This window comes from Plesiomonas sp., assembly GCF_051650925.1.
Lineage (GTDB): Bacteria > Pseudomonadota > Gammaproteobacteria > Enterobacterales > CAMTGL01 > Plesiomonas.
In genome coordinates this window covers 1-25,673 of sequence record NZ_JBOFRH010000609.1, presented here as the reverse complement: position 1 = coordinate 25,673, position 25,673 = coordinate 1, and the positions used below count along the sequence as shown (strand labels likewise).

Annotated in this window: 22 protein-coding genes; 12 read left to right on the top strand and 10 right to left on the bottom strand. The window is 46.9% G+C overall.

The genetic code is table 11. The features are described from left to right. The first annotated feature begins 68 nt into the window (after positions 1-68). Positions 69-2,732, top strand: a complete 2,664-nt coding sequence (gene gyrA / locus ACRC27_RS14655; protein WP_438621869.1) for a DNA topoisomerase (ATP-hydrolyzing) subunit A — start codon at positions 69-71, stop codon at positions 2,730-2,732. A 92-nt stretch (positions 2,733-2,824) separates the two neighbouring features. Here the strand turns inward: gyrA and hdeA are convergent, their stop codons facing one another. Further along, positions 2,825-3,151: an acid-activated periplasmic chaperone HdeA gene (gene hdeA / locus ACRC27_RS14650; RefSeq protein ID WP_438629448.1), complete on the bottom strand. Its 327-nt coding sequence runs from the start codon at positions 3,149-3,151 to the stop codon at positions 2,825-2,827. 347 nt (positions 3,152-3,498) lie between these two features. Here hdeA and serC point away from each other — a divergent pair, with 347 nt between their 5' ends. Then, positions 3,499-4,584 carry a 3-phosphoserine/phosphohydroxythreonine transaminase gene (gene serC / locus ACRC27_RS14645; protein ID WP_438640213.1) on the top strand — a complete coding sequence of 362 codons (1,086 nt, stop codon included), beginning with the start codon at positions 3,499-3,501 and terminating at the stop codon, positions 4,582-4,584. Between the two features lie 116 nt (positions 4,585-4,700). Here serC and gndA read toward each other — a convergent pair whose 3' ends face one another. Then, on the bottom strand, positions 4,701-6,116 hold the full coding sequence (gene gndA / locus ACRC27_RS14640) for an NADP-dependent phosphogluconate dehydrogenase (protein WP_438621867.1): 1,416 nt from the start codon (positions 6,114-6,116) through the stop codon (positions 4,701-4,703). A gap of 308 nt (positions 6,117-6,424) precedes the next feature. Between gndA and hisC the strand changes: the two genes are divergently transcribed. From hisC to yciH, 9 genes are all read left to right on the top strand, one after another. Next, on the top strand, positions 6,425-7,525 hold the full coding sequence (gene hisC, locus ACRC27_RS14635; RefSeq protein ID WP_438629753.1) for a histidinol-phosphate transaminase: 1,101 nt from the start codon (positions 6,425-6,427) through the stop codon (positions 7,523-7,525). Positions 7,526-7,666: 141 nt separating this feature from the next. Further along, complete coding sequence (gene aroA, locus ACRC27_RS14630) at positions 7,667-8,965, top strand: 3-phosphoshikimate 1-carboxyvinyltransferase (RefSeq protein ID WP_438640212.1); 1,299 nt, start codon at positions 7,667-7,669, stop codon at positions 8,963-8,965. 417 nt (positions 8,966-9,382) lie between these two features. Then, positions 9,383-10,087: a (d)CMP kinase gene (gene cmk, locus ACRC27_RS14625; RefSeq protein WP_438621864.1), complete on the top strand. Its 705-nt coding sequence runs from the start codon at positions 9,383-9,385 to the stop codon at positions 10,085-10,087. 157 nt (positions 10,088-10,244) lie between these two features. Further along, the gene (gene rpsA / locus ACRC27_RS14620; protein WP_438621863.1) at positions 10,245-11,918 is read left to right on the top strand and encodes a 30S ribosomal protein S1; all 1,674 of its coding nucleotides are present in this window, start codon (positions 10,245-10,247) and stop codon (positions 11,916-11,918) included. A 68-nt stretch (positions 11,919-11,986) separates the two neighbouring features. After that, entirely contained in the window at positions 11,987-12,271 is a 285-nt protein-coding gene (ihfB, locus tag ACRC27_RS14615; protein WP_438621862.1) for an integration host factor subunit beta, read from the top strand. A 166-nt stretch (positions 12,272-12,437) separates the two neighbouring features. Continuing rightward, positions 12,438-12,734: a LapA family protein gene (locus ACRC27_RS14610; RefSeq protein ID WP_438621861.1), complete on the top strand. Its 297-nt coding sequence runs from the start codon at positions 12,438-12,440 to the stop codon at positions 12,732-12,734. Positions 12,735-12,747: 13 nt separating this feature from the next. Continuing rightward, positions 12,748-13,917, top strand: a complete 1,170-nt coding sequence (gene lapB, locus ACRC27_RS14605; RefSeq protein ID WP_438629757.1) for a lipopolysaccharide assembly protein LapB — start codon at positions 12,748-12,750, stop codon at positions 13,915-13,917. A gap of 106 nt (positions 13,918-14,023) precedes the next feature. Then, positions 14,024-14,731, top strand: a complete 708-nt coding sequence (gene pyrF / locus ACRC27_RS14600; RefSeq protein WP_438621859.1) for an orotidine-5'-phosphate decarboxylase — start codon at positions 14,024-14,026, stop codon at positions 14,729-14,731. A 44-nt stretch (positions 14,732-14,775) separates the two neighbouring features. Continuing rightward, the gene (gene yciH, locus ACRC27_RS14595; protein ID WP_438621858.1) at positions 14,776-15,099 is read left to right on the top strand and encodes a stress response translation initiation inhibitor YciH; all 324 of its coding nucleotides are present in this window, start codon (positions 14,776-14,778) and stop codon (positions 15,097-15,099) included. 86 nt (positions 15,100-15,185) lie between these two features. Here yciH and ACRC27_RS14590 read toward each other — a convergent pair whose 3' ends face one another. After that, the gene (locus tag ACRC27_RS14590; protein ID WP_438640211.1) at positions 15,186-16,100 is read right to left on the bottom strand and encodes a DUF4396 domain-containing protein; all 915 of its coding nucleotides are present in this window, start codon (positions 16,098-16,100) and stop codon (positions 15,186-15,188) included. A gap of 757 nt (positions 16,101-16,857) precedes the next feature. Here ACRC27_RS14590 and gltS point away from each other — a divergent pair. Further along, positions 16,858-18,051, top strand: coding sequence for a sodium/glutamate symporter (gltS, locus tag ACRC27_RS14585; RefSeq protein ID WP_438621856.1), 1,194 nt, complete (start codon positions 16,858-16,860; stop codon positions 18,049-18,051). Positions 18,052-18,072: 21 nt separating this feature from the next. On the opposite strand, the gene ACRC27_RS14580 is transcribed toward gltS, so the two are convergent. The 7 genes from ACRC27_RS14580 to sapC all read right to left on the bottom strand — a co-directional run. Continuing rightward, positions 18,073-18,441, bottom strand: coding sequence for a DUF1622 domain-containing protein (locus tag ACRC27_RS14580; RefSeq protein ID WP_438621855.1), 369 nt, complete (start codon positions 18,439-18,441; stop codon positions 18,073-18,075). A 290-nt stretch (positions 18,442-18,731) separates the two neighbouring features. Beyond that, positions 18,732-20,711 carry an exoribonuclease II gene (locus tag ACRC27_RS14575; protein WP_438621854.1) on the bottom strand — a complete coding sequence of 660 codons (1,980 nt, stop codon included), beginning with the start codon at positions 20,709-20,711 and terminating at the stop codon, positions 18,732-18,734. Between the two features lie 223 nt (positions 20,712-20,934). Continuing rightward, positions 20,935-21,801: a hypothetical protein gene (locus tag ACRC27_RS14570; protein WP_438629225.1), complete on the bottom strand. Its 867-nt coding sequence runs from the start codon at positions 21,799-21,801 to the stop codon at positions 20,935-20,937. Positions 21,802-22,078: 277 nt separating this feature from the next. Then, a complete protein-coding gene (gene fabI / locus ACRC27_RS14565; RefSeq protein WP_438621852.1) occupies positions 22,079-22,870 on the bottom strand; it encodes an enoyl-ACP reductase FabI in 792 nt (263 codons plus the stop codon). A 228-nt stretch (positions 22,871-23,098) separates the two neighbouring features. Further along, positions 23,099-23,908: a peptide ABC transporter ATP-binding protein gene (locus ACRC27_RS14560; RefSeq protein ID WP_438629227.1), complete on the bottom strand. Its 810-nt coding sequence runs from the start codon at positions 23,906-23,908 to the stop codon at positions 23,099-23,101. Further along, the gene (locus ACRC27_RS14555) at positions 23,905-24,903 is read right to left on the bottom strand and encodes a peptide ABC transporter ATP-binding protein (RefSeq protein WP_438621850.1); all 999 of its coding nucleotides are present in this window, start codon (positions 24,901-24,903) and stop codon (positions 23,905-23,907) included. Before ACRC27_RS14555 ends, ACRC27_RS14560 begins: the two co-directional genes overlap by 4 nt. Further along, a partial coding sequence (sapC, locus tag ACRC27_RS14550) for a putrescine export ABC transporter permease SapC (protein WP_438640210.1) occupies positions 24,903-25,673 on the bottom strand: 771 nt, incomplete at its 5' end. The genes ACRC27_RS14555 and sapC, both read right to left, overlap by 1 nt.

The window sequence follows — 25,673 nt, the reverse complement described above, 5'->3', positions numbered from 1 at the left end:
CTTTTATGGTATAGTCTTACACCTTTTTCATCCGGTCAGACGACAATTAGCTGAGGGAATGTGGCGCCATGAGCGACCTAGCCAAAGAAATCACGCCGGTCAATATCGAAGAAGAGCTGAAAAGCTCCTATCTGGACTACGCAATGTCCGTGATTGTCGGACGAGCCTTACCAGATGTGCGTGACGGCCTTAAGCCGGTTCACCGCCGTGTGTTGTACGCGATGAGCGTACTCGGTAATGACTGGAACAAACCTTATAAGAAATCGGCCCGTGTGGTCGGTGATGTAATCGGTAAATATCACCCGCATGGTGATAGTGCTGTTTATGACACTATTGTGCGTATGGCGCAGCCATTTTCCCTGCGTTATATGTTGGTTGACGGTCAGGGTAACTTTGGTTCGATTGACGGCGACTCTGCCGCTGCAATGCGTTATACCGAAGTCCGTATGTCTAAGATTGCCCATGAATTACTGGCTGATCTGGATAAAGAAACCGTTGACTACGTGCCTAACTACGACGGTAGCGAGCAAATTCCTGCTGTGCTGCCAACGAAAATCCCGAACCTGCTGGTGAATGGTTCATCGGGGATTGCCGTAGGTATGGCGACCAATATTCCCCCACACAACCTCACAGAAGTGATCGACGGTTGTCTGGCGTATATTGAAAACCCAGAAATTACCATTGATGAGTTGATGGTACACATTCCGGGCCCTGATTTCCCGACGGCGGCAATTATCAATGGCCGTAAGGGTATTGAAGATGCTTACCGTACCGGTCGCGGTAAAGTGTACATGCGTGCACGTGCCGATGTGGAAGCCGATGAGAAAACCGGCCGTGAAACGATTATTGTTCACGAAATTCCGTATCAGGTGAACAAAGCGCGGCTGATTGAGAAAATTGCCGAGCTGGTAAAAGATAAAAAAGTTGAAGGCATCAGTGCACTGCGTGACGAGTCTGATAAAGACGGTATGCGTATTGTCATTGAGATCAAGCGTGATGCAGTCGGTGAAGTGGTACTGAATAATCTGTACTCACAAACCCAGTTGCAAACCACGTTTGGTATCAACATGGTGGCACTGAGTCAAGGTCAGCCAAAGCTGCTGAACCTGAAAGATATGCTTGAAGCGTTCGTGCTGCACCGCCGTGAAGTGGTAACGCGCCGTACGGTGTATGAGCTGCGTAAAGCGCGTGATCGTGCACATATCTTGGAAGGTCTAGCCGTTGCGCTGGCAAATATCGATGAGATTATTGAGCTGATCCGTCGCACGCCTACACCAGCAGAAGCGAAAGCGGCTCTGGTTGCGCGTGGTTGGAATCTGGGCCACGTTTCAGTGATGTTGGAAGCGGCTGGCGTTGATGCCGCTCGCCCTGACTGGCTGGAAGCGCAGTTTGGTATTCGTGATAACCAATATTTCCTGACCGAGCAACAAGCACAGGCTATTTTGGATCTGCGTTTACACAAACTGACCGGTCTTGAGCATGAAAAACTGCTGGATGAGTACAAAGCACTGCTCGCGCAGATCGCCGAACTGCTGTATATCCTGCAAAATCCTGCTCGTCTGATGGAAGTGATTTGCGAAGAGCTGAACAGCATTCGTGATCAGTTTGGTGATAAGCGTCGTACCGAAATTACTGCTAACAGTGCCGACATCAACATTGAAGATCTGATTAATCAGGAAGATGTGGTTGTTACGCTGTCGCACGAAGGGTATGTGAAATATCAGCCGCTGACTGAGTATGAAGCGCAGCGTCGTGGTGGTAAGGGTAAATCAGCAACTAAGATGAAAGAGGAAGATTTCATCGAACGTCTGCTGGTGGCCAATACCCACGATACTATCTTGTGCTTCTCTAGCCGTGGCCGTTTGTACTGGCTGAAAGTGTACCAGTTGCCATTGGCTAGCCGTGGTGCGCGTGGTCGCCCAATTGTGAACTTGCTGCCATTAGAAGAGAACGAGCGGATCACCGCTATTTTGCCAGTTCGTGAATATGAAGAGGATAAATATATCTTCATGGCAACGGCAAACGGTACAGTGAAGAAAACGCCGCTGACTGATTTTAGCCGTCCGCGTAGCGCTGGTATCATTGCGCTGAACCTCAATGATGACGATACCCTGATCGGTGTTGATCTGACTGACGGTCAAAATGAAGTGATGCTGTTCTCTGCCGAAGGTAAAGTAGTTCGCTTCCTTGAAGATCAGGTGCGACCTATGGGCCGTACAGCAACGGGTGTTCGTGGTATCAAACTGAGCGAGCGTGATAACGTTGTTTCACTGATTATTCCGCAAGGCGAAGGTGAAATCTTAACCGTAACCGCAAATGGTTATGGTAAGCGTACTGCGTCGGCTGAATATCCAACTAAATCACGTGCAACACAGGGTGTTATCTCGATTAAAGTCAGCGAGCGTAATGGTCTGGTGGTTGGCGCGGTTCAGGTGGCTGAAAGTGATCAAATTATGATCATCACCGATGCGGGAACACTGGTTCGTACACGTGTGAAAGAGGTGAGCATTGTGGGTCGTAATACCCAAGGTGTGACCTTAATCCGCACGTCTGAACAAGAACATGTTGTTGGTTTACAGCGTATTCTTGATGCGGATGATGAAGATCTTGATGATACTGATCTTGACGCAACTGACAGTGAAAGCAGCGATGCAAATACCACTGACCTTGCACAAGAGAGCACTCAAGACACAGATAATCAAGCAACAGATAGCGATCAAACAGCTGAGTAAATACCTCAGCATTGTTTGAATATAAACCGATAAAAAGGGATGCCGCATTAGTGCGACATCCCTTTTTTTATTTTAGCGAGTATCGGGATTTGTTATGGCATTTTGTTGTGTTGAGCATGTTGGGTTTGTTCAACTTGTTTGACAAAGTGTGTCTTTGGGTCTTTGCCACACGCTTCAACAACCATCGGGATCACCTGTTCTACACCGGCAACATCGAGCATTGCATCTTCAGGTTTATCCTTCTGATTAAAACCTTCCGCAAAATAGACCGCATTCGGGCGGAAAGACTCATCAAGTGCAAGAAAATCTTCACATGTCCACTGTGCAACCGGTGTTTTTGGTGATTCTGGAACCATTTTATCTTTCATGGATTTTGCAGCATCGGCAACAGAGGTTGCTGCATCTTGTACTGAAGACATAGCAGCACTTGCGGCATCGGTCAGGGTATCGGCGGCAAAAGCAGAAGAGGATAATGTCAGGGCGGTGACAGCGAACAATACAGAACGTTTCATCATGGCTCCTTGGTGGTATAAACCTATAAGCACTTTCTGGTGATAAAATCGTGGGTCAAGAATGCCATAAAAATATAGCTTAGATTGGCAAAGTCAGTGTTTTAAAATTGTAAATAGATGTAGTGTCATTGTTAGAATTTACATCGAAAAAAAAGCCGTAGCGGTGTAAAGCATTTGCATGAAAATTTGCTCAGTGATAAAACCGCGTCATGGGATATGGATAATTAACGCTAACATTAGGACAGGTTCTTATTATGCAACAGGTATTTAATTTCAGCGCAGGCCCCGCAATGTTACCGGCTGATGTGCTAAAACAAGCGCAGCAAGAGTTAATTAACTGGCATGATCTGGGTACCTCAGTGATGGAGATCAGCCATCGCAGTAAACAGTTTATGGCCGTTGCAAATCAGGCGGAACAAGATCTGCGTGATCTGCTCGCTATTCCTGATAATTATAAAGTGTTGTTTTGTCAGGGTGGGGCGCGTGCACAATTTGCCGCCGTGCCATTGAACCTGCTGGGTGATGCTACGCACGCTGATTATGTTGATGGCGGCTACTGGGCGCACAGTGCCATCAAAGAAGCGAAAAAATATTGCACACCCAATGTGCTAGATATCACCGAGCGTCGTGATGGCTTGCGCGCGGTGAAACCGATGAGTGAGTGGCCACTGTCAGCCGATGCCGCATTTGTACATTACTGTCCGAATGAAACTATTGATGGCTTGGAGATTAGCGAGCAGCCAGATTTTGGCGATAAAATCGTGGTAGCTGATATGTCATCAACCTTGTTATCCCGCCCGATTGATGTGAGCCGTTATGGGGTCATTTATGCCGGAGCGCAGAAAAATATTGGCCCTTCCGGTTTAACACTGGTGATTGTGCGTGATGATTTACTTGATCGTGCTCAGAACATGCTGCCTTCTGTACTGGGTTATCGTGTACTGTTTGAGAATGACTCGATGTTCAATACGCCACCGACTTTTGCATGGTATTTGTCAGGGTTAGTCTTTAAGTGGCTGAAAGCACACGGCGGTATTGCGGCGATGGGGCAGCGCAATCAGGCGAAAGCCGAATTACTGTACGGCTACATTGATAGGTCTGATTTCTACCAAAATGATGTACACCCCGATAACCGCTCTTGGATGAACGTACCGTTTACACTGCCATCGGCCGAGTTGGATGCTCTGTTTTTGGCTGAGTCATTTGAGGCTGGTTTGCATGCACTAAAAGGCCACCGGATTGTTGGTGGTATGCGAGCGTCCATTTATAACGCGATGCCAATTGAAGGTGTTCAGGCGTTGGTTAACTTTATGGATGACTTTGCCCGCCGCCATGCATAATGGGTGTCACGCAAAGCGATAAAGCCGCAAAGATAGAGACAAAATCTGAGTAGTAATAAAAATAAAAAAGGCGCAGATAAAGCGCCTTTTTCGTTATGGATTATTCGGTTGTAATATCAGGGCTTTTGCCAGTCAGTGGTGTGGTAAATGCCTTCCCGATCTAGGCGCTGATAAGTATGCGCACCAAAATAATCCCGCTGGGCCTGAATCAGATTGGCCGGTAATACTGCACTGCGGTAGCTGTCGTAATAGGCAATGGCTGAAGAGAATGTTGGTACAGCAATACCGTGTAAAATTGCCTGTGCGGTAATATTACGCAGTGAAGCCTGATAGCGGTCGGCGGCTTGCTGGAAATAAGGCGCAATTAGCAGGTTATCGAGAACAGCACCCTGTTGGTAGGCTTCGGCAATTTTTTGCAAAAATTGGGCGCGGATAATACAGCCTGCACGGAAAATTTTGGCAATTTCGCCTAACGGTAAATTCCAGTGATATGTTTCAGAGGCTTGTTGTAGCTGGGCAAAGCCTTGTGCATATGAAATGATTTTACTCAAGTATAGCCCTTGGCGAATTTGCTCAATCAGATCATCTTGATTGCCGTTAAGCTGTTGATCAACAGGGCCAGAGAGTAGGCGGCTGGCTTTGACTCGCTGCTCTTTCAGTGCCGATAAATAACGGGCAAAAACTGATTCAGTGATCAGACTCAACGGTACACCAAGATCCAGCGCGCTCTGACTGGTCCATTTACCTGTACCTTTATTGCCTGCAGCATCAAGGATGACATCCAGCAGATACTCGCCGGTTAACGGGTCTTTTTTACGCAGAATATCGGCGGTGATCTCAATCAGATAGCTGTTTAGTTCGCCCTGATTCCATTCGTGGAAGATATCGGCCATCTGATCATTTGAGAGTTTTAACCCGTATTTCAGCAGTGCATAAGCCTCAGTGATCAGTTGCATATCACCGTACTCAATGCCGTTATGCACCATTTTCACATAGTGTCCAGCTCCGCCGGTACCGATATAGGTAACACAAGGCTCACCCTCATATTGTGCTGCAATCTTACCCAATATAGGCGCAATATGCTGATAAGCCTCTTTATCCCCGCTTGGCATAATAGAAGGCCCGCGTAGCGCACCCTCTTCACCGCCGGAAATACCGGTACCGATAAAGTTAATACCGTGTTCGGCAAGCATTGCCGCACGTCGCTCGGTATCAAGAAAATAGGTATTACCGCCGTCGACCACAATATCACCGATACTGAGCAGCGGTGTTAATGCAGCCAGCGTATCGTCGGTAGGCTCACCGGCTTTTACCATCAGAATGATTTTGCGTGGAGCCTCAATATTGGCAACAAAATCAGCCAGATGCTCATACGGCACTAAACCAGCGTCAGGGTGCGAATCAATCACTTCCTGCGTACGTAAAAAAGATCGGTTAAATATCGCCACCGAGAAGCCGCGGCTTGCCAAATTACGGGCAAGATTACTGCCCATTACGGCCATACCGATCACACCAACTTGTTGTTTATTCATCTTATGCGTTGCCTTGTATTCAGTATAAAATTCGTTAAACAGCGTCTATTTAATGATTTTATCAATAGCACATAGTGGAAGTAGTTACCATTCTCAATACGTGAGAAAATAAGACAAGATGGTTTTGCCTATATCTGTCATATGCCATATCTATTGATACTGATTGCTACCTGATTCAGTTGCATGGTTTTCTTTCCCCTAAATGCTGCTGTTTTTGCATAATTATACTCGCCAGAAAACCGATAACCCGATATAACGGAGTGAGTAACTTTTTACGGATAGCATCAGGGAAAAGGAGTAGAAACCTCATGAGTTGTGACTTTACTGCATATGTAAATACCGGCATTCGCGGGTTATCGCCGTATCAGGCAGGTAAGCCGGTAGAGGAGCTAGAGCGTGAATTGGGGATCAGCAATATCGTTAAACTCGCCTCAAATGAGAACCCGCTCGGATTAGCCCCGTCAGTACAGCAGGCACTCACACAGGCTCTGAGTGATTTGAGCCGTTATCCTGATGCCAACGGATTTTACCTAAAGCAGACACTGGCAGCCCATTTTGGTACGCAAGAAGCCCAGATCACACTGGGTAATGGCTCAAATGATCTGCTGGAAATGATTGCTCGGGTCTTTGTCAGTGAACAAGATGAAGTGATTTATGCCCAGCATGCCTTTATTGTGTACCCGCTGGTGGTACAGGCACTCAATGCACATGCTGTTGTCGTGCCTGCGCGCGAGTGGGGGCATGATCTCAGTGCGATGCTGGCAGCGATTACGGCAAAAACTAAACTGATTTTTATTGCCAACCCGAATAACCCGACCGGTACTTTTCTAGAAACAGCTGAACTGGCTGACTTTTTACAGCAAGTACCTCCGCACGTCATGGTTGTGCTTGATGAAGCCTATACTGAATTTGTGCCACTGGCCCGCCGCTCACCCTCTATTGAGTGGGTAGAAAACTTCCCCAACCTGATTGTTTGCCGTACTTTCTCTAAAGCCTATGGTTTGGCGGGCTTACGCATAGGTTACGCTGTATCTCATCCTGAGGTAGCCGGACTACTTAACCGCCTGCGCCAGCCGTTCAACTGTAGCAGCTTGGCATTACTGGCCGCCCAAACCGTACTGGCTGATGACGCTTATCTGGCCGCCTCAGTTGAAAATAACCGTCAGGGCATGCAGCAGTTGATCACCTTTTGCCAGCAAAAGGGCATTGCCTATATCCCTTCATTAGGGAATTTTATTACGCTGGATATGGGGCAGCCAGCCGCGCCTCTTTATCAGCAACTGTTGCAGCAAGGCGTTATTGTGCGCCCGATAGCCGGTTATGGCATGCCAAATCATCTGCGTGTCAGTATCGGTTTACCGCATGAAAACCAGCGGTTTATTGATGCATTAACGCCGCTACTGGCCTGAATACCCCCATGTTGATTGCAATATGGCGGCGCTTTTATTGTGGCATTGCAAACTAAAACCGCCAATAAGCCACACAATCGCGACATATAAAATAACCATAAATAACAGCAAATGTATGTGCAGGAGTACGAGAGTATCAGTATGGATTCGTTAACCCTTAACCCAATACCACACGTCAGCGGCACCATTAATCTGCCCGGTTCCAAAAGTGTATCAAACCGCGCCCTGCTGTTGGCGGCGCTGGCAAAAGGCACAACCCGCCTGACCAACTTACTCGACAGTGATGATGTACGACACATGCTGAGTGCACTCACCGCACTGGGTGTGACTTATCACCTGTCTGATGATCGCACAACCTGTGATGTGCAGGGGATCGGCCATACTTTTGCACTACCGGCCAGCACTGATGCTTCGCCGTTAACGCTTTTTTTGGGTAATGCCGGTACCGCAATGCGGCCGTTAGCTGCCGCACTGAGCCTTGGCGCGGGCAGTGTTATTCTTACCGGTGAACCGCGCATGAAAGAGCGCCCAATAGGGCATCTGGTTGATGCTTTGCGCCAAGCCGGAGCCGATATTCAATATCTTGAGCAGGAAAACTACCCACCGCTACTGATCCGCGGAAAAAGCCTTCAGGGTGGAAAAGTGACCATTGATGGCTCAGTGTCTAGCCAGTTTCTCACCGCCTTCTTGATGGCTGCCCCCCTGTTTAATGGCCATACCGAACTGCACATTCAAGGCGAACTGGTCTCAAAACCTTATATTGATATCACCCTGCATATCATGGCGGTATTTGGTGTACAGATAACACACGAAAACTATCAGGTTTTCCATATTCAAGGTCAGCAACAATACCTCTCGCCAGAGCATTATTTGGTGGAGGGCGATGCCTCTTCTGCTTCGTATTTTTTAGCGGCGGCAGCAATTAAAGGCGGAACGATTCGCGTTACCGGCATTGGCCGTAACAGCGTACAAGGCGATGTGAAGTTTGCCGACGTACTGGAAAAAATGGGCGCTAAAATTCGCTGGGCAGATGACTATGTTGAGTGTCAGCGCGGTGAACTCAAAGGCATTGATTTGGATATGAACCATATCCCTGATGCCGCCATGACCATTGCTACTACAGCCCTGTTTGCGCAGGGGGAAACCTGTATCCGTAACGTATATAACTGGCGGGTTAAAGAGACCGACCGTTTAGCGGCAATGGCGACTGAACTGCGCAAAGTGGGGGCCATTGTTGAAGAGGGGCATGACTATATCCGCATCGTACCGCCTGCGGTTTTGCAGCATGCCAACATTGAAACCTACAATGACCACCGTATGGCCATGTGTTTTTCACTCGTTGCATTGTCAGATACTCCGGTCACTATTCTTGATCCGGCATGTACCTCTAAAACATTTCCTGACTATTTTCAGCGTTTTCATACCCTAGCGCGGGAATAAACCATTTAGCGGGTGGATGCTCTTCTTTTCATGCTTACCGCAGTCATCTAAACAGATGACTGCCGTTACCGCGATTTACGCTCTCATTACATATCTATATTTATACATGCACATATCGCTGTAATAAAATGAATGCTAATAAGCAACATGCTGATTTATAGCCTATTTATAATAAAAGCTGAGCGTAAGTGCAAAAAGCATACTGTTTACGGGATAGAAACGGGCTCAGTGTTATTTCCTCTAATCCATTTATGAATACTGGCGTTTAATTTCCTGCATCTTCTTCGGATAACCTCACTTTTCCAGTATAATCCCGCGCAACATAGCGCCCGGCAAAAAACGCCCCGCACACTGAGTGTGTCGGTACTCTTTTTGTCACTTATATGGCGTATTACGCGGAACTTAACGGAGGATGCCATGTCAGATCACACGCAGTTCAATGCGAACTCTGTCAATCCCGTCATTACAGTTGATGGCCCAAGCGGTGCAGGTAAAGGCACATTGTGCAAAGCACTGGCTGAACAACTGGGTTGGCACTTACTTGACTCAGGCGCGATTTATCGCGTACTGGCCATGGCTGCATTGCATCATCACATTGACATTGAATCAGAAGATGCCTTAGTGCCGCTGGCAGCACACCTAGATGTACAATTTAAGTCAGTTGACGGCCACGTTTGTGTGATTTTAGAAGGCGAAGATGTTTCGCATGATATCCGCACTGAAACTGTCGGCAACATTGCCTCGCGTGCCGCAGCATTTCCGCGTGTGCGTGAAGCCCTGCTGCGTCGTCAGCGCGCCTTTCGCACCGCTCCCGGCTTGATTGCTGATGGCCGCGACATGGGTACGGTTGTTTTCCCTGATGCACCGGTAAAGATCTTTTTAGATGCCAGCGCAGAAGAGCGAGCACAGCGTCGTATGTTGCAGTTGCAGGCGAAAGGGTTTGATGTTAACTTTGAGCGCCTCTTAGTCGAAATCCGTGAGCGCGATCACCGTGATCGTAATCGAGCGGTTGCACCGCTGATTGCTGCCGATGACGCACTGTTACTGGATTCGACTGAAATGCCAATAGAACAAGTAATTGAAACGGCAATGGAATATGTCAGGAAAACACTGAAGCGTTAAGCCGGTGTTTGACGCATATTTTGCTGTTGTCTCGCTTTTTTGTTATATTGGCATGTTCTATCAGCGGACTGCATGGATGCGGCGAGCTATTTTAAAGCAACCCCATTTAGCAGGACGTTAAATGGTAGTTATCTTTCATTAGTGAAGATTAATAAACATGACTGAATCTTTTGCTCAACTCTTTGAAGAGTCCCTAAAAGAACTGGAAACCCGTCCAGGTTCTATCGTTCGTGGTACTGTTATCGCTATTCAGAACGGTATCGTTCTGGTTGATGCTGGCCTGAAGTCCGAGTCTGCAATCCCAGCTGAACAGTTCAAGAACGCACAGGGTGAGCTGGAAATCAACGTCGGTGACGAAGTTGACGTAGCACTGGACGCAGTAGAAGACGGCTTCGGTGAAACTCTGCTGTCTCGTGAAAAAGCGAAGCGTCACGAAGCTTGGCTGATGCTGGAAAAAGCATACGAAGAAGCTGCAACCGTTATCGGTGTGATTAACGGCAAGGTGAAAGGTGGTTTCACTGTTGAACTGAACGGTATCCGTGCGTTCCTGCCAGGTTCACTGGTAGACGTTCGTCCAGTTCGTGACACTACTCACCTGGAATACAAAGAGCTTGAGTTCAAAGTAATCAAGCTGGATCAAAAGCGTAACAACGTTGTTGTTTCTCGTCGTGCAGTTATCGAGTCTGAGAACAGCCAAGAGCGTGATCAGCTGCTAGAAAACCTGCAAGAAGGCATGGAAGTTAAGGGTATCGTTAAGAACCTGACTGACTACGGTGCATTCGTTGACTTGGGCGGCGTTGATGGCCTGCTGCACATCACTGATATGGCATGGAAGCGCGTTAAGCATCCAAGCGAAATCGTGAACGTTGGCGACGAAATCACTGTTAAAGTGCTGAAGTTTGACCGCGAGCGCACTCGTGTTTCTCTGGGTCTGAAGCAACTGGGTGAAGATCCATGGGTTGCTATCGCTAAGCGTTACCCAGAAAGCACTCGTCTGACTGGCCGTGTAACTAACCTGACTGATTACGGCTGCTTCGTAGAAATCGAAGAAGGCGTTGAAGGTCTGGTACACGTTTCAGAAATGGATTGGACCAACAAGAACATCCACCCATCTAAAGTTGTTAACGTGGGTGATGTTGTTGAAGTTATGGTTCTTGACATCGACGAAGAGCGTCGTCGTATCTCCCTGGGTCTGAAGCAGTGCAAATCTAACCCATGGCAGCTGTTCGCAGAAACCCACGCTAAGGGTGACCGCGTAGAAGGCAAGATCAAGTCAATCACTGACTTCGGTATCTTCATTGGTCTGGACGGCGGCATCGACGGTCTGGTTCACCTGTCTGACATCTCCTGGAACGTTGCAGGCGAAGAAGCAGTACGTGAATTCAAGAAAGGCGACGAAATCGCAGCAGTAGTTCTGCAAGTTGATGCAGAGCGTGAGCGTATCTCTCTGGGCGTTAAGCAACTGGAAGAAGATCCGTTCAACAACTTCATGTCTGTTTACAAGAAAGGTGCTATTGTTACTGGTAAAGTAACCGCAGTTGATGCGAAAGGCGCTACTGTTGAGCTGACTGACGGCGTTGAAGGCTACCTGCGTGCTTCTGAAGCATCTCGTGACCGTATCGAAGACGCGACTTTAGTTCTGAGCGTTGGCGACGAAGTTGAAGCGAAGTTCACCGGTGTTGACCGTAAGAACCGCGTTGTAAACCTGTCTGTTCGCGCGAAAGACCAAGCTGAAGAAACTGAAGCAATGGCAACTCTGAACAACAAGCAGGATGAAGCTGCGTTCGGTAATGCAATGGCTGAAGCATTCAAAGCTGCTAAAGGCGAATAATTAACCGAATTCGGGAGGCAGATTACTGCTTCCCGATGGTAAAGCGAATAAGCCACCTCGGAGGGCCTATGACCAAGTCTGAATTAATTGAAAGGCTTACTACTCAGCAATCACATCTTTCTGCGAAAGTGGTCGAAGATGCGATAAAAGAGATGTTAGATCATATGGGTGATACTCTTGCCAATGGTGAGCGTATTGAGATCCGTGGGTTTGGTAGTTTTTCGCTTCACTATCGTGCGCCGCGGATTGGTCGTAACCCGAAAACCGGTGATAAAGTTGAGTTGGAAGGTAAACAAGTCCCTCACTTTAAGCCGGGTAAAGAGTTGCGCGAGCGGGTAAATATGTCCGTGTAAATCATGGCGCATAGCGGATTAATTTGAAACGGCATCCTTCGGGATGCCGTTTTCTTTTGTAGATTGTGTGCATTTTTGAGATCATAGGCGATATTGCACTGTGGCTGTGATACCCTATTTTTTGGCATAATTTACATAAATTTGTGATAGCACAGAGGATGTTGATGTGAAGTATCTACTTGGTTTTTTGATTGCACTTGCGGTCTTCATTATTGGCGTAACGTTAGGTGCACAGAATGAAACACTGGTAACGTTTAACTACTTACTGGCACAGGGCGAGTTCCGTCTTTCTTCCTTATTGGCTATGCTATTTGGTACTGGTTTTGTTTTAGGCTGGGTTATCTGTGGGTTATTTTATCTACGTGTGCGTTTCAGCTTGAGCCGTGCTCACCGTCAAATTAAACGCCAGCAGCAGCAACTGGATCAGCAGACTACTGCAACCCCAGTGGCTGAGCAAAAATAAGGAAACCAACGCAATGCTTGAGCTGTTGTTTCTGTTGCTACCAATAGCCGCTGCCTATGGCTGGTATATGGGGCGCAGAAGTGCTCGGCAAGATGAACAACAGGAAGTTAACCGTCTTTCGCGCGAGTACGTTGCCGGTGTTAACTTCCTGCTTTCCAATCAACAGGATAAAGCTGTTGATCTGTTTCTTGATATGCTCAAAGAAGACAGTGGAACGGTTGAAGCACACCTGACGTTAGGCAACTTGTTTCGCTCCCGTGGTGAAGTGGATCGCGCTATTCGTATTCATCAGGCGTTGGTTGAAAATGCATCATTGACCTTTGATCAGCGTCTGTTAGCTATTCAGCAATTAGGTAAAGATTATCTGGCCGCCGGTTTTTATGATCGTGCGGAAGATATGTTTACACAGCTTATTGACGAGCCAGATTTTCGTGAATCTGCATTACAGCAACTTCTGACCATCTATCAAACAACCCGTGAGTGGGCAAAAGCAATAGAGATGGCCGAGAAGCTAATGAAGCTGGGCAAAAATACCCTAAATGTGGATATTGCCCATTTTCACTGTGAGCTTGCATTGCAGTTTATGGCTGAAAACTTGCCTGATAAAGCAGCTACTCACTTAAAAAAAGCGGCACAATCTGATCGCTTATGTGCGCGGGTTTCACTGATGCAGGGCCGTTTATTAATGGCCACGGCAGAGTACGCAAAAGCGGCTACCGAGCTTGAGCGAGTGTTAGTGCAAGATATTGATTTTATTCCTGAAGTATTGCCGATGCTCAATGAGTGTTATCAGGCAATGCAGCGGCCAGATCAGATGCGCCATTTTTTAGAGCGTTGCTGTGATGCAAACGCTGGCGCGATGGCTGAGCTGATGCTGGCTGATATGCTGGAACAGAGTGAAGGTATTGATGTTGCACAAAATTATATTAATAAAGAGTTGCAGCGCCACCCGACTATGCGTTTGTTTCATCGCTTAATGCAGTACCACCTTGCTGAGGCAGAAGAGGGGCGGGCTAAAGAGAGCTTGTCTTCACTGCAAAGTATGGTGGCCGAACAAATCAGCACTAAACCGCGTTATCGTTGCCAAAAGTGTGGTTTTACATCACACGCATTGTATTGGCATTGCCCATCATGCCGCAGTTGGGCAACGGTGAAGTCAATTCGCGGGTTGGATGGCGAGTAGAATAATAAAATAAAGCAGCAGCCATAATGAGCTGCTGTTTTTTTATGCTAAGTACGTTGTTGAGTTAAATTGGTGTGTTAAATAAGCCTGTTAATAAGGATAAGTGATGCAAGCTGGCCTATCTCAAAATAAAATTATTGTGGCATTAGATTACGCTGATCAGTCTGCTGCATTGGCATTTGTGGATCGTATTGATCCTGCGTGTTGTCGTTTAAAAGTGGGCAAAGAGATGTTCACACTGTTTGGCCCTGAGTTTGTACGGGCACTGCATCAGCGTGGATTTGAGGTTTTTCTTGATCTGAAGTTTCACGATATTCCGAATACCTGCGCCCGTGCTGTTGCTGCCGCCGCAGAGTTGGGCGTGTGGATGGTGAATGTGCATGCTAGCGGTGGTGAGCGAATGATGCGTGCTGCCCGTGATATTTTACTGCCATACGGGAAAGATGCTCCGTTACTGATTGGGGTCACGGTACTGACTAGCATGGAAGATAGTGATCTGGCTGGTATTGGTATTGAGGTTTCACCGCATGAGCAGGTTGAGCGTTTGGCGTTATTGGCTCAGCGCAGCGGGCTTGATGGTGTGGTGTGCTCGGCACAAGAGGCCAGTATGCTAAAGCAGCGTTGTGGTGCTGATTTTATGCTGGTAACACCGGGTATTCGTCCTGAAGGGGCTGATGCTGGCGATCAGCGCCGGATTATGACACCTAAACAGGCGGTGTTGGCAGGTGTTGATTACATGGTTATTGGCCGCCCGATTACGCAATCGATTGACCCCGCTCAGACACTACAGACGATCTATCAATCTCTGGCATAATAGTACTTATTGTAAGAGTCATTCTGCCAAGAAGGGGAAGAAGTATGGGTGACAACTCTCGCTTGGTGTACTCCACCGAAACCGGCCGGATTAAAGAAGAACCGGTGGTTGTAGCTAGGCCACAAGGTGACGGTATTGTGCGGATACAGCGCCAGACCAGTGGCCGCAAGGGTAAAGGGGTTTGTGTGATTACAGGGGTTGACCTGTCGGATCCCGATTTAACCAAACTGGTGGCTGAGTTAAAAAAGAAGTGTGGTTGTGGTGGTACGCTCAAAGAGGGCATCATTGAAATTCAGGGTGATAAACGCGATTTGATCAAGCAGCTTCTTGAAGCCAAAGGTATGAAAGTTAAATTGGCAGGCGGGTGATAAGCCTGTTTTTGAGTTGATAAAAAAATCCCCGTTGTTGCGGGGATTTTTTACATAAGCGATATTATGTTGGCTACTCGAGCCGATTACATGGTGTGTTTTATACCTATTTTTGTTAACCACCAGTTCATTGGGTAGGCAGTACAAAAACCGACCATCATGGCAATTTGCATCATAAACCAATATACCGCACTGTTGTGTGGCATATCTGGTGTGAATATGCCAAAGAGTACAATTGACATCCAGATATACATCCCTATTTGCCAGCATGTGAGCGAAAGAAAATCAGCTTTGATGGCATTTTTGAATGCTGCTGAAGGTGACATTCCCATCTCTCTAGCGGGCATATATTGAAAATAGATACCAAAAATTAATGCAAGGATAAAATCAAATACCCAGCCGCCGACAATATAGCTGCCTGCCAATGATATCGGAATAAAAAAGGTAATCCATTCACCGGCAATATCGGCCAGTGTGCAACCTATCCCGCAATGTGTACTGACAGTAAATACGCCTTTCCAAGTGATTTTTTTATGCGGCATATGTTCCATTTGCGTATCATGGTTCATGGCTGTCGTGGTGTTATCGTGCGGCATATGTTCCATATGCATGTCATGGTTCATGGCTGTCGCAGTGTTATCGTGCGACATATGCTCCATGTGCATGTCATGGTTCATGGCTGTCGCAGTGTTATCGTGCGACATATGCTCCATGTGCATGTTATGGTTCATGGCTGTCGCGGTGTTATCGTGTGACATATGCTCCATGTGCATGTTATGCATCATCATTTTTTGCCCACCTTTAGGTGCGCGTCCGAACCAGAAATAAGCAATTAAGCCGATGATACCGAAATAGAGTGCATTGATTGGCCATGCTATCGCCATCACTTTCATTGATTGTGCGCGATCAGAGTGAATATCCCAATAAATAGTGATAGCACAGAGAAGGGCGCTGATTAGCCAGATTACAGCTAACGTATGAAGCCATTCTGGAAAGATCATAATATTGCCTCGATAAATATTAAAGAATACAAAGAGTAATATTGCTTAAGTTTATTAATGCTTACTATTTGTTGAGTTGATATACAAATAGTAAACTTGTTAATTTAAATTTCAGCAGTGATTCACGCTATTTTTAAAGTCTAATTGAGTTTTTGGTGTCTGTATTTTATTGTTGGAAACGAAATATATCGGTGTTATTTATTACTATTTTTTATAGATTTACTCTTATTAATAATATTGATGCTGTTCTGATCCTTTGATTTTGTAATGGAAATCAAAAACTGCCATTGATTAAATCTTGTTCGGTGGCTATTTTTTTGCCATTGTGTTATAATAAAAAATATCTGGCTTTTACCGTTGATTTATAGCCAGTAAAAAGTAAATATTTATTTACTGAGCATGTTGGATTGTTCATGTCGTGACATGTTCAGCCATACAGGTGAAAACAGCATAGAGAGGAAAAACCGGCTGTTTTTACATTACTGATTATACTGTGTTTAACATTAGTGTTATTTGGCATTGGTATAAATAGAACAGTAATATGAACCCAACGCGTAATAATATTGCGCGGGTGTATTAACCCGAATGATTAATGTAGAAAATATAGCGGGTAACACACTGTTTCAACGTAATACATGTTTGAAATAGATGGGTGAAAAATAAATTTACCATTATAGCGCATAAGTTTATGTGGGTGTGATGATGACACTCGATACATTACGGGTGATGATAAAATAAAAACAACAGGAATGATTGAATGCATGTAATTTCATTATCAATGATTACCACATTAATGACCGCAGTATTAGTCTTACTGGTTGGCCGTTATGTTGAGACAAAAGTATCACTGTTTAGTAAGTATTTTATTCCTGCTCCGGTTATTGGTGGTGTGATTTTCTCTTTCATTACTTTGTTTGGATACCTTTCAGGCTTATTTGTTTTTACCTTTGATGACAGTATTCGCCAACTGTTTATGGTGGCATTCTTTACCACCATCGGGTTCTCTGCCAGTTTGAAAATGCTTAAAAAAGGTGGCGTGCAAGTGATCATGTTTCTGGTGGTCGCATTAATTCTTGCCGTATTACAGAATATTTTAGGTATTGGTCTGGCAAAACTCTTTGGCCTTAACCCGTTATTGGGTGTTGCTGCAGGCTCTGTTGCACTAACCGGTGGGCATGGTACTGCGGGAGCATTTGGTCCGCTTTTAGAAAACGCTGGAGCACATGGTGCAACGGCTGTTGCGATTACGGCTGCAACATTTGGCCTGATTTCAGGCTGTGTCATTGGTGGGCCAATCAGTAAACTGTTACTGAGTAAGCATGTAGAAAGCCGTTATGATGATCAGCATGAAACAGAAGAAAATATCGAATTAAAAGAAGACCGCAATCATATCTATGAGCGATCTGCGTTTGATACTATTTTAAAAGTGATTATTGTGATGGGTATCGGTTCTATTTTAGCTGATATTCTCAATGTGCTGGGGTTAACATTACCTATCTATATTGGCCCTATGATTGTTGCGGCTATTACGCGTAATGTGATGGATCACTTTGGTAAGAAAGTAAATACTTATGTTATTGATTCAATTGGTAATATTTCATTAGCACTGTTTTTATCTATGGCATTGATGGGCCTGCGATTGTGGGATATCAGTGTATTGGCATTACCTTTAGTGGTTATTCTGCTCAGCCAGACGGCACTGATGGCACTGTATAGCTATTTTGTGACCTATAATTTGATGGGTCGAGATTATGATGCAGTGGTCTTAGCAACAGGGCATTGTGGTTTTGGTATGGGCGGAACACCTAATGCGATGGCCAATATGGAAGCTTTTACTGAGCGTAATGGTCCATCGCAGAAGGCATTTTTTGTGTTACCGCTTGTAGGGGCACTGTTTATTGATTTTGCCAATGCCTCACTGATTACTATGTTTACTTATTTCTTTAAATAAGAGTAGATTGACGTGAAAAAATCAGCGTGACTCGGCTGGTTTTTCGACTTGAGCATCAAGCTCTTTGGCTAAGAAATAGTTTAGGAAAGTCCGGATAAGTGCAATGATAGCAAGCCGGACTAACTCTTCTTTATTTGGCGCAACGGTGGTTGCCAGTATATCGGCAGCCAACTGGAATTCGAGCGCTAATGCTAACCAACTGCCAAAGCAGACACGAACTTGCCTAAAACCAGGGGGCTGATCTTTTAATTGAGAGGCTAACCAGAGAGTTTTAATTAGCCCCAGTAGCACGCAAGCAACAGAAATTAGCTCAAGGGCAAATTCAAGAATTTCTACGCCGTGCAGGGTTAACGCTTTTAGATGATTTAAATCGAACAGTGAAAGTGACATTGTGTTCCTTACCTCCTTGGTGTTCTCAGAGTGACCTCATACAATGATTGCAATCGGCGTAATGTGATAAATTTAATACTATCAATTGTATGCAGTAACCTGATGTCATTACCCTCATGTAATAAAAGGGTTTCCCTACTTATTGCTATATACGTTTGTAATATACGTAATTTTAGCAAAATAAAAAAGCTACCCGAGTGGGTAGCTTTTTTGTATGGATAATATACGGCTTTGATTTCCGTATATCACAATAAAACCCATCTTATGTTGGTTTTATTGTGATTGTGATACTACTGTGCAGTGGCTTCAGCGTGAGCTTCTGCTTCCGCATTGGGTACTGGTTTGGCAATAATACTGCGTGTTTCCATACGGACTTCTTTAAGCAACACGTCAATGGTATCACCTAGACGGAACACTGGCTGACCTTTGATAGAGACGGTAGCCGTGTCTGTGCTGCACTCTAGTTCATCGCGTACTGAGTGGATAAGCGGCGCAGGAACAAAGGCGACAGCACCATTATCGAGCAGGCGTACGCGTAGACCACCACGAGTAACATCCATGATTTCGGCACGGTAGCTTGTGTTGTCTGCCACTTTTGGCTGCAGAAAACGGGAGTATAGCCAATCACCAACATCACGCTCTGACATGCGGTTAAAGCGGCGACGATCAGCCAGTTGAGTGGTTAACTCAACGCTAGGCTGGGTTGTTGGTTGCTCGCCACGAATAACGGCTTTCAGCAGGCGGTGGTTAACCATATCGCCATACTTACGGATAGGTGATGTCCAGGTTGCGTAGGCGTTTAAGCCCAAACCAAAGTGCGGTGCTGGAACGGCACTGACTTCACTGTATGCCTGAAAACGGCGGATACGGCCATCAAGGTAAGCGGTTGGCATGGCATCTAACTGGCGACGCAGCTGGCAGAAACCGTCAAGGGAAAGCAAGGTCTCACGATCAAAATCAACGCCATTGTCGCTGAGAATGGCCATAGCCTGTTCAACTTTTTCCGGATCAAAACCGGCGTGTGCGTTGTAAATACCAAAGCCCACTTTTTGTGTTAATACGGTTGCCGCACATTCATTTGCAAGAATCATTGCCTCTTCAACCATACGGTTGGCGATACGGCGGTATTCAGCAACAATGTCAGTAACAACACCATTCTCATCAAGAATAAAGCGGTAATCTGGGCGATCTTTAAACACCAGTGTGTTTTCACTGCGCCACTGGGTACGTGCTAGTGCCAGTTTGTGTAGCTCGGTGATTTGCTCTGCGATAGTCTCATTTTCCGGAGACCATGCGCCTTCAACACCTTCCAACCAGTCAGAGATATTGTCGTACACCAGTTTACCGTGCGACTCGATCCAACCGGCAAAGAAGTGGGCATCATCACACAGCGCGCCATCTTGCTTAACTGTGACACGGCACAGCAGAGCAGGGCGTTTCTCACCTTCACGCAAAGAGCAGAGGTTATCTGACAACTCACGCGGCAGCATCGGGATATTAAAGCCCGGCAGGTAGTTGGTGAATGCGCGCTGGCTGGCCATTTGGTCTAGTTCACTGTCTTGTGTGACATAGGCAGTGGGATCGGCAATGGCAATGGTCAGCTGCCAGCCATCAGGCTGGGTAGTGATATAGAGGGCATCATCCATATCTTTGGTGCTGGCGCTGTCAATGGTGACGAACGGTAGAGCAGTCAGATCTTCGCGTACCAGACCTTCATCGAGCATTTCGCCGAAGGTAGCGGTTGGCGCTTCACGCTCTAACTGGTGACGTGACAACGTTACCCACCAAGGTGCATAGTGATCATCTGCAGTGGTGATAAATTCGGTGACATCAGCATAAAACGCGCGATCCCCTTTTAGTGGATGGCGTTTCATTTGGCCAACAACCCAATCACCTTCGTTCAGCGGGGTATCTAACCCTTTCGCCGGACGGCACATAATAGGATCATTTAGTAATGGGTGATCGGGAACAATATTGAGCTTGTCATCGCGCCCTTTACGGATACGACCGACAAAACGGCCAAGAAACGGTTCAATCAATGAATCCGGTTCGGCAATTTCACGCTCTTTTTCTGTGCGTAAAAAAGCAACAACACGGTCACCGTGCATCACTTTTTTCATATACGGAGGCGGTACAAAGTAACTTTTTTGGTTGTCTGTTTCGATAAAGCCGAAACCTTTGTCGGTGCCTTTGATTACACCCTCAATTTGTGGGGTGCTTTCACGGAACTGTTGTTTGAGCTGGGAAAGTAGCGGGTTATCTTGAAACATAAACCTATCCGGCAAGGAGATGAGAGACTTATTACTCGGCATGATACCATTTGTTGGCGATTTTTAATCAGATTTATCGCCTGCGCAACCTGAGATATTGGTGATGGAGGTACCGGTGTATGAATCTTATCTATTGTTAATGCCAACCGGTGCGCAATACGGTACGCAAACGGGCAACTAAATTATGCTACCCGTTGATTTACCAGATTTTTTCATACAAACATTATTCGTAATAGCGCTCCCATGCATCTTGCCAATTCATTCCACTTCCGGGGGCGTAATGATCTGCTCCTTGCCCACACCAACCGCTATTTGGCCACGGGCGGCACTGATATAAGCGCCCGTTACGGCGGACGATATCACCGCCTTGATACTGAGTGCCACTGCGGTATGTAGGGTAATTTCCGTTATTATTGGTGTTCTCTTGCCCGCTGTTTTGATCCCAACCGGTGACTTCTACATTGTAACGCTGCTCACCCAGCCCGTTGTTGGCTTGAATTTTTAGTGTGTATATCCCCGGATTATTGGCTACCAAAGTAATCGGCGTTCGGTGGTTATTCACCTGAACTTGCTGACTGGCGGTACGATTACCATCAGGGTTATACAGTTCAGCATTGACGGTATAGCGTGCTGGTGCGGAAACACTGAAATTTATCAGTGCTTGCTGGTTTTTCAGCGGGTATTGGCGCTGTAAGTGGCTTATGCGGATAGCACGGGGGCGGCCACTTTCCGGTGGGTTATTATTCCACTGATTATCTTGATCCCACTGATTGTTTTGATTTCCGTTGTTATTTTGATTCCATTGTCCGTCTTGTTGCCACTGCCCATTATTTTGGTCACTGTTCCATTGATCATTATTCCACTGCCCGTTATTTCCATTGGGGGTGATTATCTGATTAATATCGAGGCAATTTTCCAAAGAGTTTTGTGCGGTGCAGAGTAACTGGCGGGCAATTTCAGCCGCTTGTTGGCTTCGCTCTTGCTCGGTACGGGCTTGCGCTATCGGGCTATTGCAGAGTGCCCAGAGGCTCAACAAGGGGAGTATTATGCGCATACAAAGGGAAGTAGAGTGAGCTGAATAGGGGCGCATTGGGGATATTTCCTTTTGTTGTGTCGGGTGTATAGCTTGGTTTTGTGATACCACTGCGAAGCAGTCTTACGTGGTTGCGGGGTATCCTCTGGGGATTATAAGCGGGCAGGAAAGAGACGAAATGCCTGCTCGGGGGTTACATTGTGTTCAGTCAGCAAGCTGTGATCCGGTTTCCGTTTTCTGTTTTCCACAGAGATACGCGGTAAGAATAAAAAAATCCGCCGAAGCGGATTATGAAATGCGGTGGTATTCCCTATAAGGGGACTGCGCAGGCAGATTACTCGTTCACTTCCAGCTCGTTCATCGCGGCAATATTAAAGCCACCATCAACGTGAAGAATTTCACCTGAGATGCCTGCTGCTAAATCAGAGCATAAAAATGCAGCAGAATTACCCACATCTTCAATAGTCACTGTGCGGCGAATTGGGGTAACGGCTTCACAATGAGACAGCATTTTTTTGAAGTTTTTGATACCGGCGGCAGCCAGTGTACGGATAGGGCCAGCAGAGATACCGTTAACACGAACGCCTTGTGCACCCATGGCATTGGCCATGTAACGTACGTTAGCTTCTAGCGATGCTTTCGCCAGGCCCATCACGTTGTAGTTTGGAATAGCACGCTCTGCGCCCAGATAGGAGAGGGTAACCAAGCCTGCGCCTGGGTTTAGCATGCTGCGTGATGCTTTGGCCATTGCCGCAAAGCTGTAAGAGCTGATGTCGTGCGCGATACGAAAGCCATCACGGGTAACGGCATCTACATAGTCGCCATCGAGCTGATCGCCCGGTGCATAGGCAATAGAGTGAACAAAGCCATCAAACTTTGGCCATACTGAAGAGAGTTCGGTGAACAGACCTTCAATGCTGGCGTCATCAGCAACATCGCACGGCAGAATAATGGATGAACCACACTCTGCGGCAATCGCTTCAACGCGTGATTTCAACTTATCATTTTGGTAAGTAAAAGCCAGTTCAGCGCCTTCGCGGTGCATTGCGGCCGCAATACCATAAGCAATCGAACGGGTGCTTGCTACGCCCGCAATAAGAATACGTTTACCGGTCAAAAAACCCATAACAAGTTACCCTAATTGTGACAATCTGCTGTATATGCACATTGTATAAAATAATAAACGGCCTGATTCTACCATGTTCGGCGTGTCGGTCGAGGCCTCTGCATGCTCATCCGAGCAGTGGGGCTCTGATGTCTGGTATCTCGGGCGCTAAATCAGCACCCGAATATACACGGGGTATTGGTGTTTAGTGGTGCAACAACCGCTGTAAACGCGATGAAAAAAATATGTTTACAGTGTGACAGGCTGCTGCCATGCCGCTGGGGTGAGTGTTTCACCAAAGTGGCTCTCAATCAAACGACGAGTTAGGTCATGTTGTGGATCACAAAATACGCTCTGGGTATCACCACGCTCAACAACCTGCCCCTGCTGCATCACCAGCACTTTATCGCTGATGTGTTTGATCACCCCCATATGCTGACTGACATAAATATATGAGATACCGAGTGATTCTTGTAATTCCAACATTAAGTTGAGAATTTGTGAGCGCATTGACATATCAAGGTGGGTTAGCGCTTCATCGGCAACAATAATTTTTGGCTCAAGTATCAGACAACGTGCTAGTGAGACACGCTGTTTTTGGCCAGTTGCCAGCATTTGCGGATAAAAGCCCGCATGGTCAGGTAGCAGACCCACTTTGCGCAGTGTGGCAGTAATCCGAGCCTCGCGCTCTTGCGGGGTGAGGCTGGTATTGAGTTTTAGCGGCCCGTCAAGAATTTGCCCGATTTGCATTTTGGGGTTTAACGAGGTATTTGGATCTTGGAAGATCATGCGGATAAGCTTGCAGCGGTGACGATAGTCACCGTACCACAGGCGTTCACCTTGAACGTGGATCTCCCCTTGTGTCGGCTCAACCATGCCGGCAATCAGTTTTGCCAGAGTGGATTTCCCCGAACCGTTTTCACCGATAATGGCCAATGTTTGGCCTTCATCCAGCGTGAATTCGACCGGTTTTACCGCATCAACAATATGGCGGCGAAACAGTCCGATATGGTAACGGAAGGTTTTACTCAGGCCGTTAACTTCTAATAACGCACTCACAGTTGGCCTTCCTCGATATTGAGTGGAAAATGGCAGGCAAAGGAATGGGTTTTAATTTTGCGCAGCGTAGGGGTTTCAATGCATTTTTTTTGTGCATGTGGGCAACGCGGCCCTAAGCGGCAACCAATCGGCAGATGTTGCAGCGGAGGGATTGCGCCCGGTAGTGCACTGAGGCGGCTTTTGTGTGGCAATGGCTCACGAAAATCAGGCATTGCACGCAGTAGCGCCAGTGTATACGGGTGATGCGGTGTGTCGAGGATCTGCTCACAGGTGCCTGATTCAATGGTCTGGCCGCAGTACATCACGGTCAGCTTGTTGGCGGCCTGCGTGATACTGAGCAGGTCATGGCTGACCAGCAAGATGGTGGTGTCGTTCAGTTGATTCATGCGATCAAGCAGACGAAAGATCTGTGCGCGGGTGGTCGGTTCCATCGCATTGGTCGGTTCATCAGCAATCAGCAATTTCGGTTGATTGGCAATGGCCATGGCGATCATCACTTTTTGGCACTCACCTTCGGTCAGCTCGTACGGGTAGCTGCGCATAATTTCACGGTGATCTTTGATCCCGACTTTATGCAGTAAGGCTTTAGCCTGCTTATAGCGCCAGTTCCAGCGTTTCCACCAGTGGCCTTTAAATGTCCAACCGGGAATGGCTTCTTGTAGTTGGCGGCCAACCCGTTCTGACGGGTCAAGACACGACTGTGGCTCTTGAAAGATCATGGAGATATGTTTGCCAACCCAGCGCCGACGGGCTTTATTGCTCAAACGAAGAATATCCACATCATTAAAACGAAAGCGATCGGCAGTGATTTTCCAGTTGTCTTTACTGATCCCACAAATGGCTTTAGCGACAAGGCTTTTGCCTGAACCAGACTCACCGACCAGACCGCGGATCTCCCCTTCAACCAGTGTCAAACTGACGCGATCAACGGCTTTAACCGGGCCGGCAGGGGTCATGATTTCAATGGTCAGGTTACGAATATCAAGAAGTGGCATTATTCTGTTCCTGCATTGATAGCACGGCGCAGGCCATCGCCGGCAAGGTTTACGATGATTACACTGATTAAAATTGCCAGACCTGGCAGAGTAACTGTCCACGGGGCGATGTAGAGCAGGCTGAGTGCTTCACCGAGCATTGCTCCCCATTCAGGGCTTGGGCGCTGCGCGCCGAGATCTAAGAACCCTAGTGCGGCGATATCGAGCAGTGCAACAGAGAACCCGCGGGTAAATTCCATTACCAAAATGGCAAGAATATTGGGCAGTACCGCATAGCGTAAAATATAGCCGTTAGATGCACCGTCTAATCGGATGGCGGTGATGTGATCTTTTTCCATTTCATCATGCACAGCGGTATAGACCGCTCGCACAAAACGCGGCACTAAGGCAAGCCAGACAGCAAACATGGCGTTGAGTAATCCGGCACCGGTTAATGCAACCACGATGATGGCGAGCAGCAGGGTGGGGATCGATAAAATGGCATCAAGGGTGTGGTTAAGAATGGATGACTTTAACCCTTTTGACATTCCCGCCAAAATACCAATAGCAACACCCACTACAGAGGCCGAGCAGACGACTAACAGTGCGCTGCCAAAGGTGAGCCGCGCTCCGCATAGTAAGCGGCTGAAAATATCGCGCCCCAGATCGTCAGTACCAAAAAAGAACTCTATTTTCCCGCTGCTCGACCATGAAGGTGGCATCAGCTCTTTATCGATAAACTGAAAGTTGGCAGAAAAAGGGGCGATATGCTGACCAAACACGGTGAGTAG

What these genes read in the sequence shown, in the direction of transcription:
- ACRC27_RS14570 (WP_438629225.1), bottom strand. Translation starts at nt 21,801, where the DNA reads ATGCGCCCCTATTCAGCTCACTCTACTTCCCTTTGTATGCGCATAATA.
- yciH (WP_438621858.1), top strand. Translation starts at nt 14,776, where the DNA reads ATGGGTGACAACTCTCGCTTGGTGTACTCCACCGAAACCGGCCGGATT.
- cmk (WP_438621864.1), top strand. Translation starts at nt 9,383, where the DNA reads ATGTCAGATCACACGCAGTTCAATGCGAACTCTGTCAATCCCGTCATT.
- ihfB (WP_438621862.1), top strand. Translation starts at nt 11,987, where the DNA reads ATGACCAAGTCTGAATTAATTGAAAGGCTTACTACTCAGCAATCACAT.
- gltS (WP_438621856.1), top strand. Translation starts at nt 16,858, where the DNA reads ATGCATGTAATTTCATTATCAATGATTACCACATTAATGACCGCAGTA.
- gyrA (WP_438621869.1), top strand. Translation starts at nt 69, where the DNA reads ATGAGCGACCTAGCCAAAGAAATCACGCCGGTCAATATCGAAGAAGAG.
- ACRC27_RS14575 (WP_438621854.1), bottom strand. Translation starts at nt 20,711, where the DNA reads ATGTTTCAAGATAACCCGCTACTTTCCCAGCTCAAACAACAGTTCCGT.
- pyrF (WP_438621859.1), top strand. Translation starts at nt 14,024, where the DNA reads ATGCAAGCTGGCCTATCTCAAAATAAAATTATTGTGGCATTAGATTAC.
- ACRC27_RS14555 (WP_438621850.1), bottom strand. Translation starts at nt 24,903, where the DNA reads ATGCCACTTCTTGATATTCGTAACCTGACCATTGAAATCATGACCCCT.
- aroA (WP_438640212.1), top strand. Translation starts at nt 7,667, where the DNA reads ATGGATTCGTTAACCCTTAACCCAATACCACACGTCAGCGGCACCATT.
- gndA (WP_438621867.1), bottom strand. Translation starts at nt 6,116, where the DNA reads ATGAATAAACAACAAGTTGGTGTGATCGGTATGGCCGTAATGGGCAGT.
- hdeA (WP_438629448.1), bottom strand. Translation starts at nt 3,151, where the DNA reads ATGTCTTCAGTACAAGATGCAGCAACCTCTGTTGCCGATGCTGCAAAA.
- lapB (WP_438629757.1), top strand. Translation starts at nt 12,748, where the DNA reads ATGCTTGAGCTGTTGTTTCTGTTGCTACCAATAGCCGCTGCCTATGGC.
- fabI (WP_438621852.1), bottom strand. Translation starts at nt 22,870, where the DNA reads ATGGGTTTTTTGACCGGTAAACGTATTCTTATTGCGGGCGTAGCAAGC.
- serC (WP_438640213.1), top strand. Translation starts at nt 3,499, where the DNA reads ATGCAACAGGTATTTAATTTCAGCGCAGGCCCCGCAATGTTACCGGCT.
- rpsA (WP_438621863.1), top strand. Translation starts at nt 10,245, where the DNA reads ATGACTGAATCTTTTGCTCAACTCTTTGAAGAGTCCCTAAAAGAACTG.
- ACRC27_RS14590 (WP_438640211.1), bottom strand. Translation starts at nt 16,100, where the DNA reads ATGATCTTTCCAGAATGGCTTCATACGTTAGCTGTAATCTGGCTAATC.
- ACRC27_RS14580 (WP_438621855.1), bottom strand. Translation starts at nt 18,441, where the DNA reads ATGTCACTTTCACTGTTCGATTTAAATCATCTAAAAGCGTTAACCCTG.
- hisC (WP_438629753.1), top strand. Translation starts at nt 6,425, where the DNA reads ATGAGTTGTGACTTTACTGCATATGTAAATACCGGCATTCGCGGGTTA.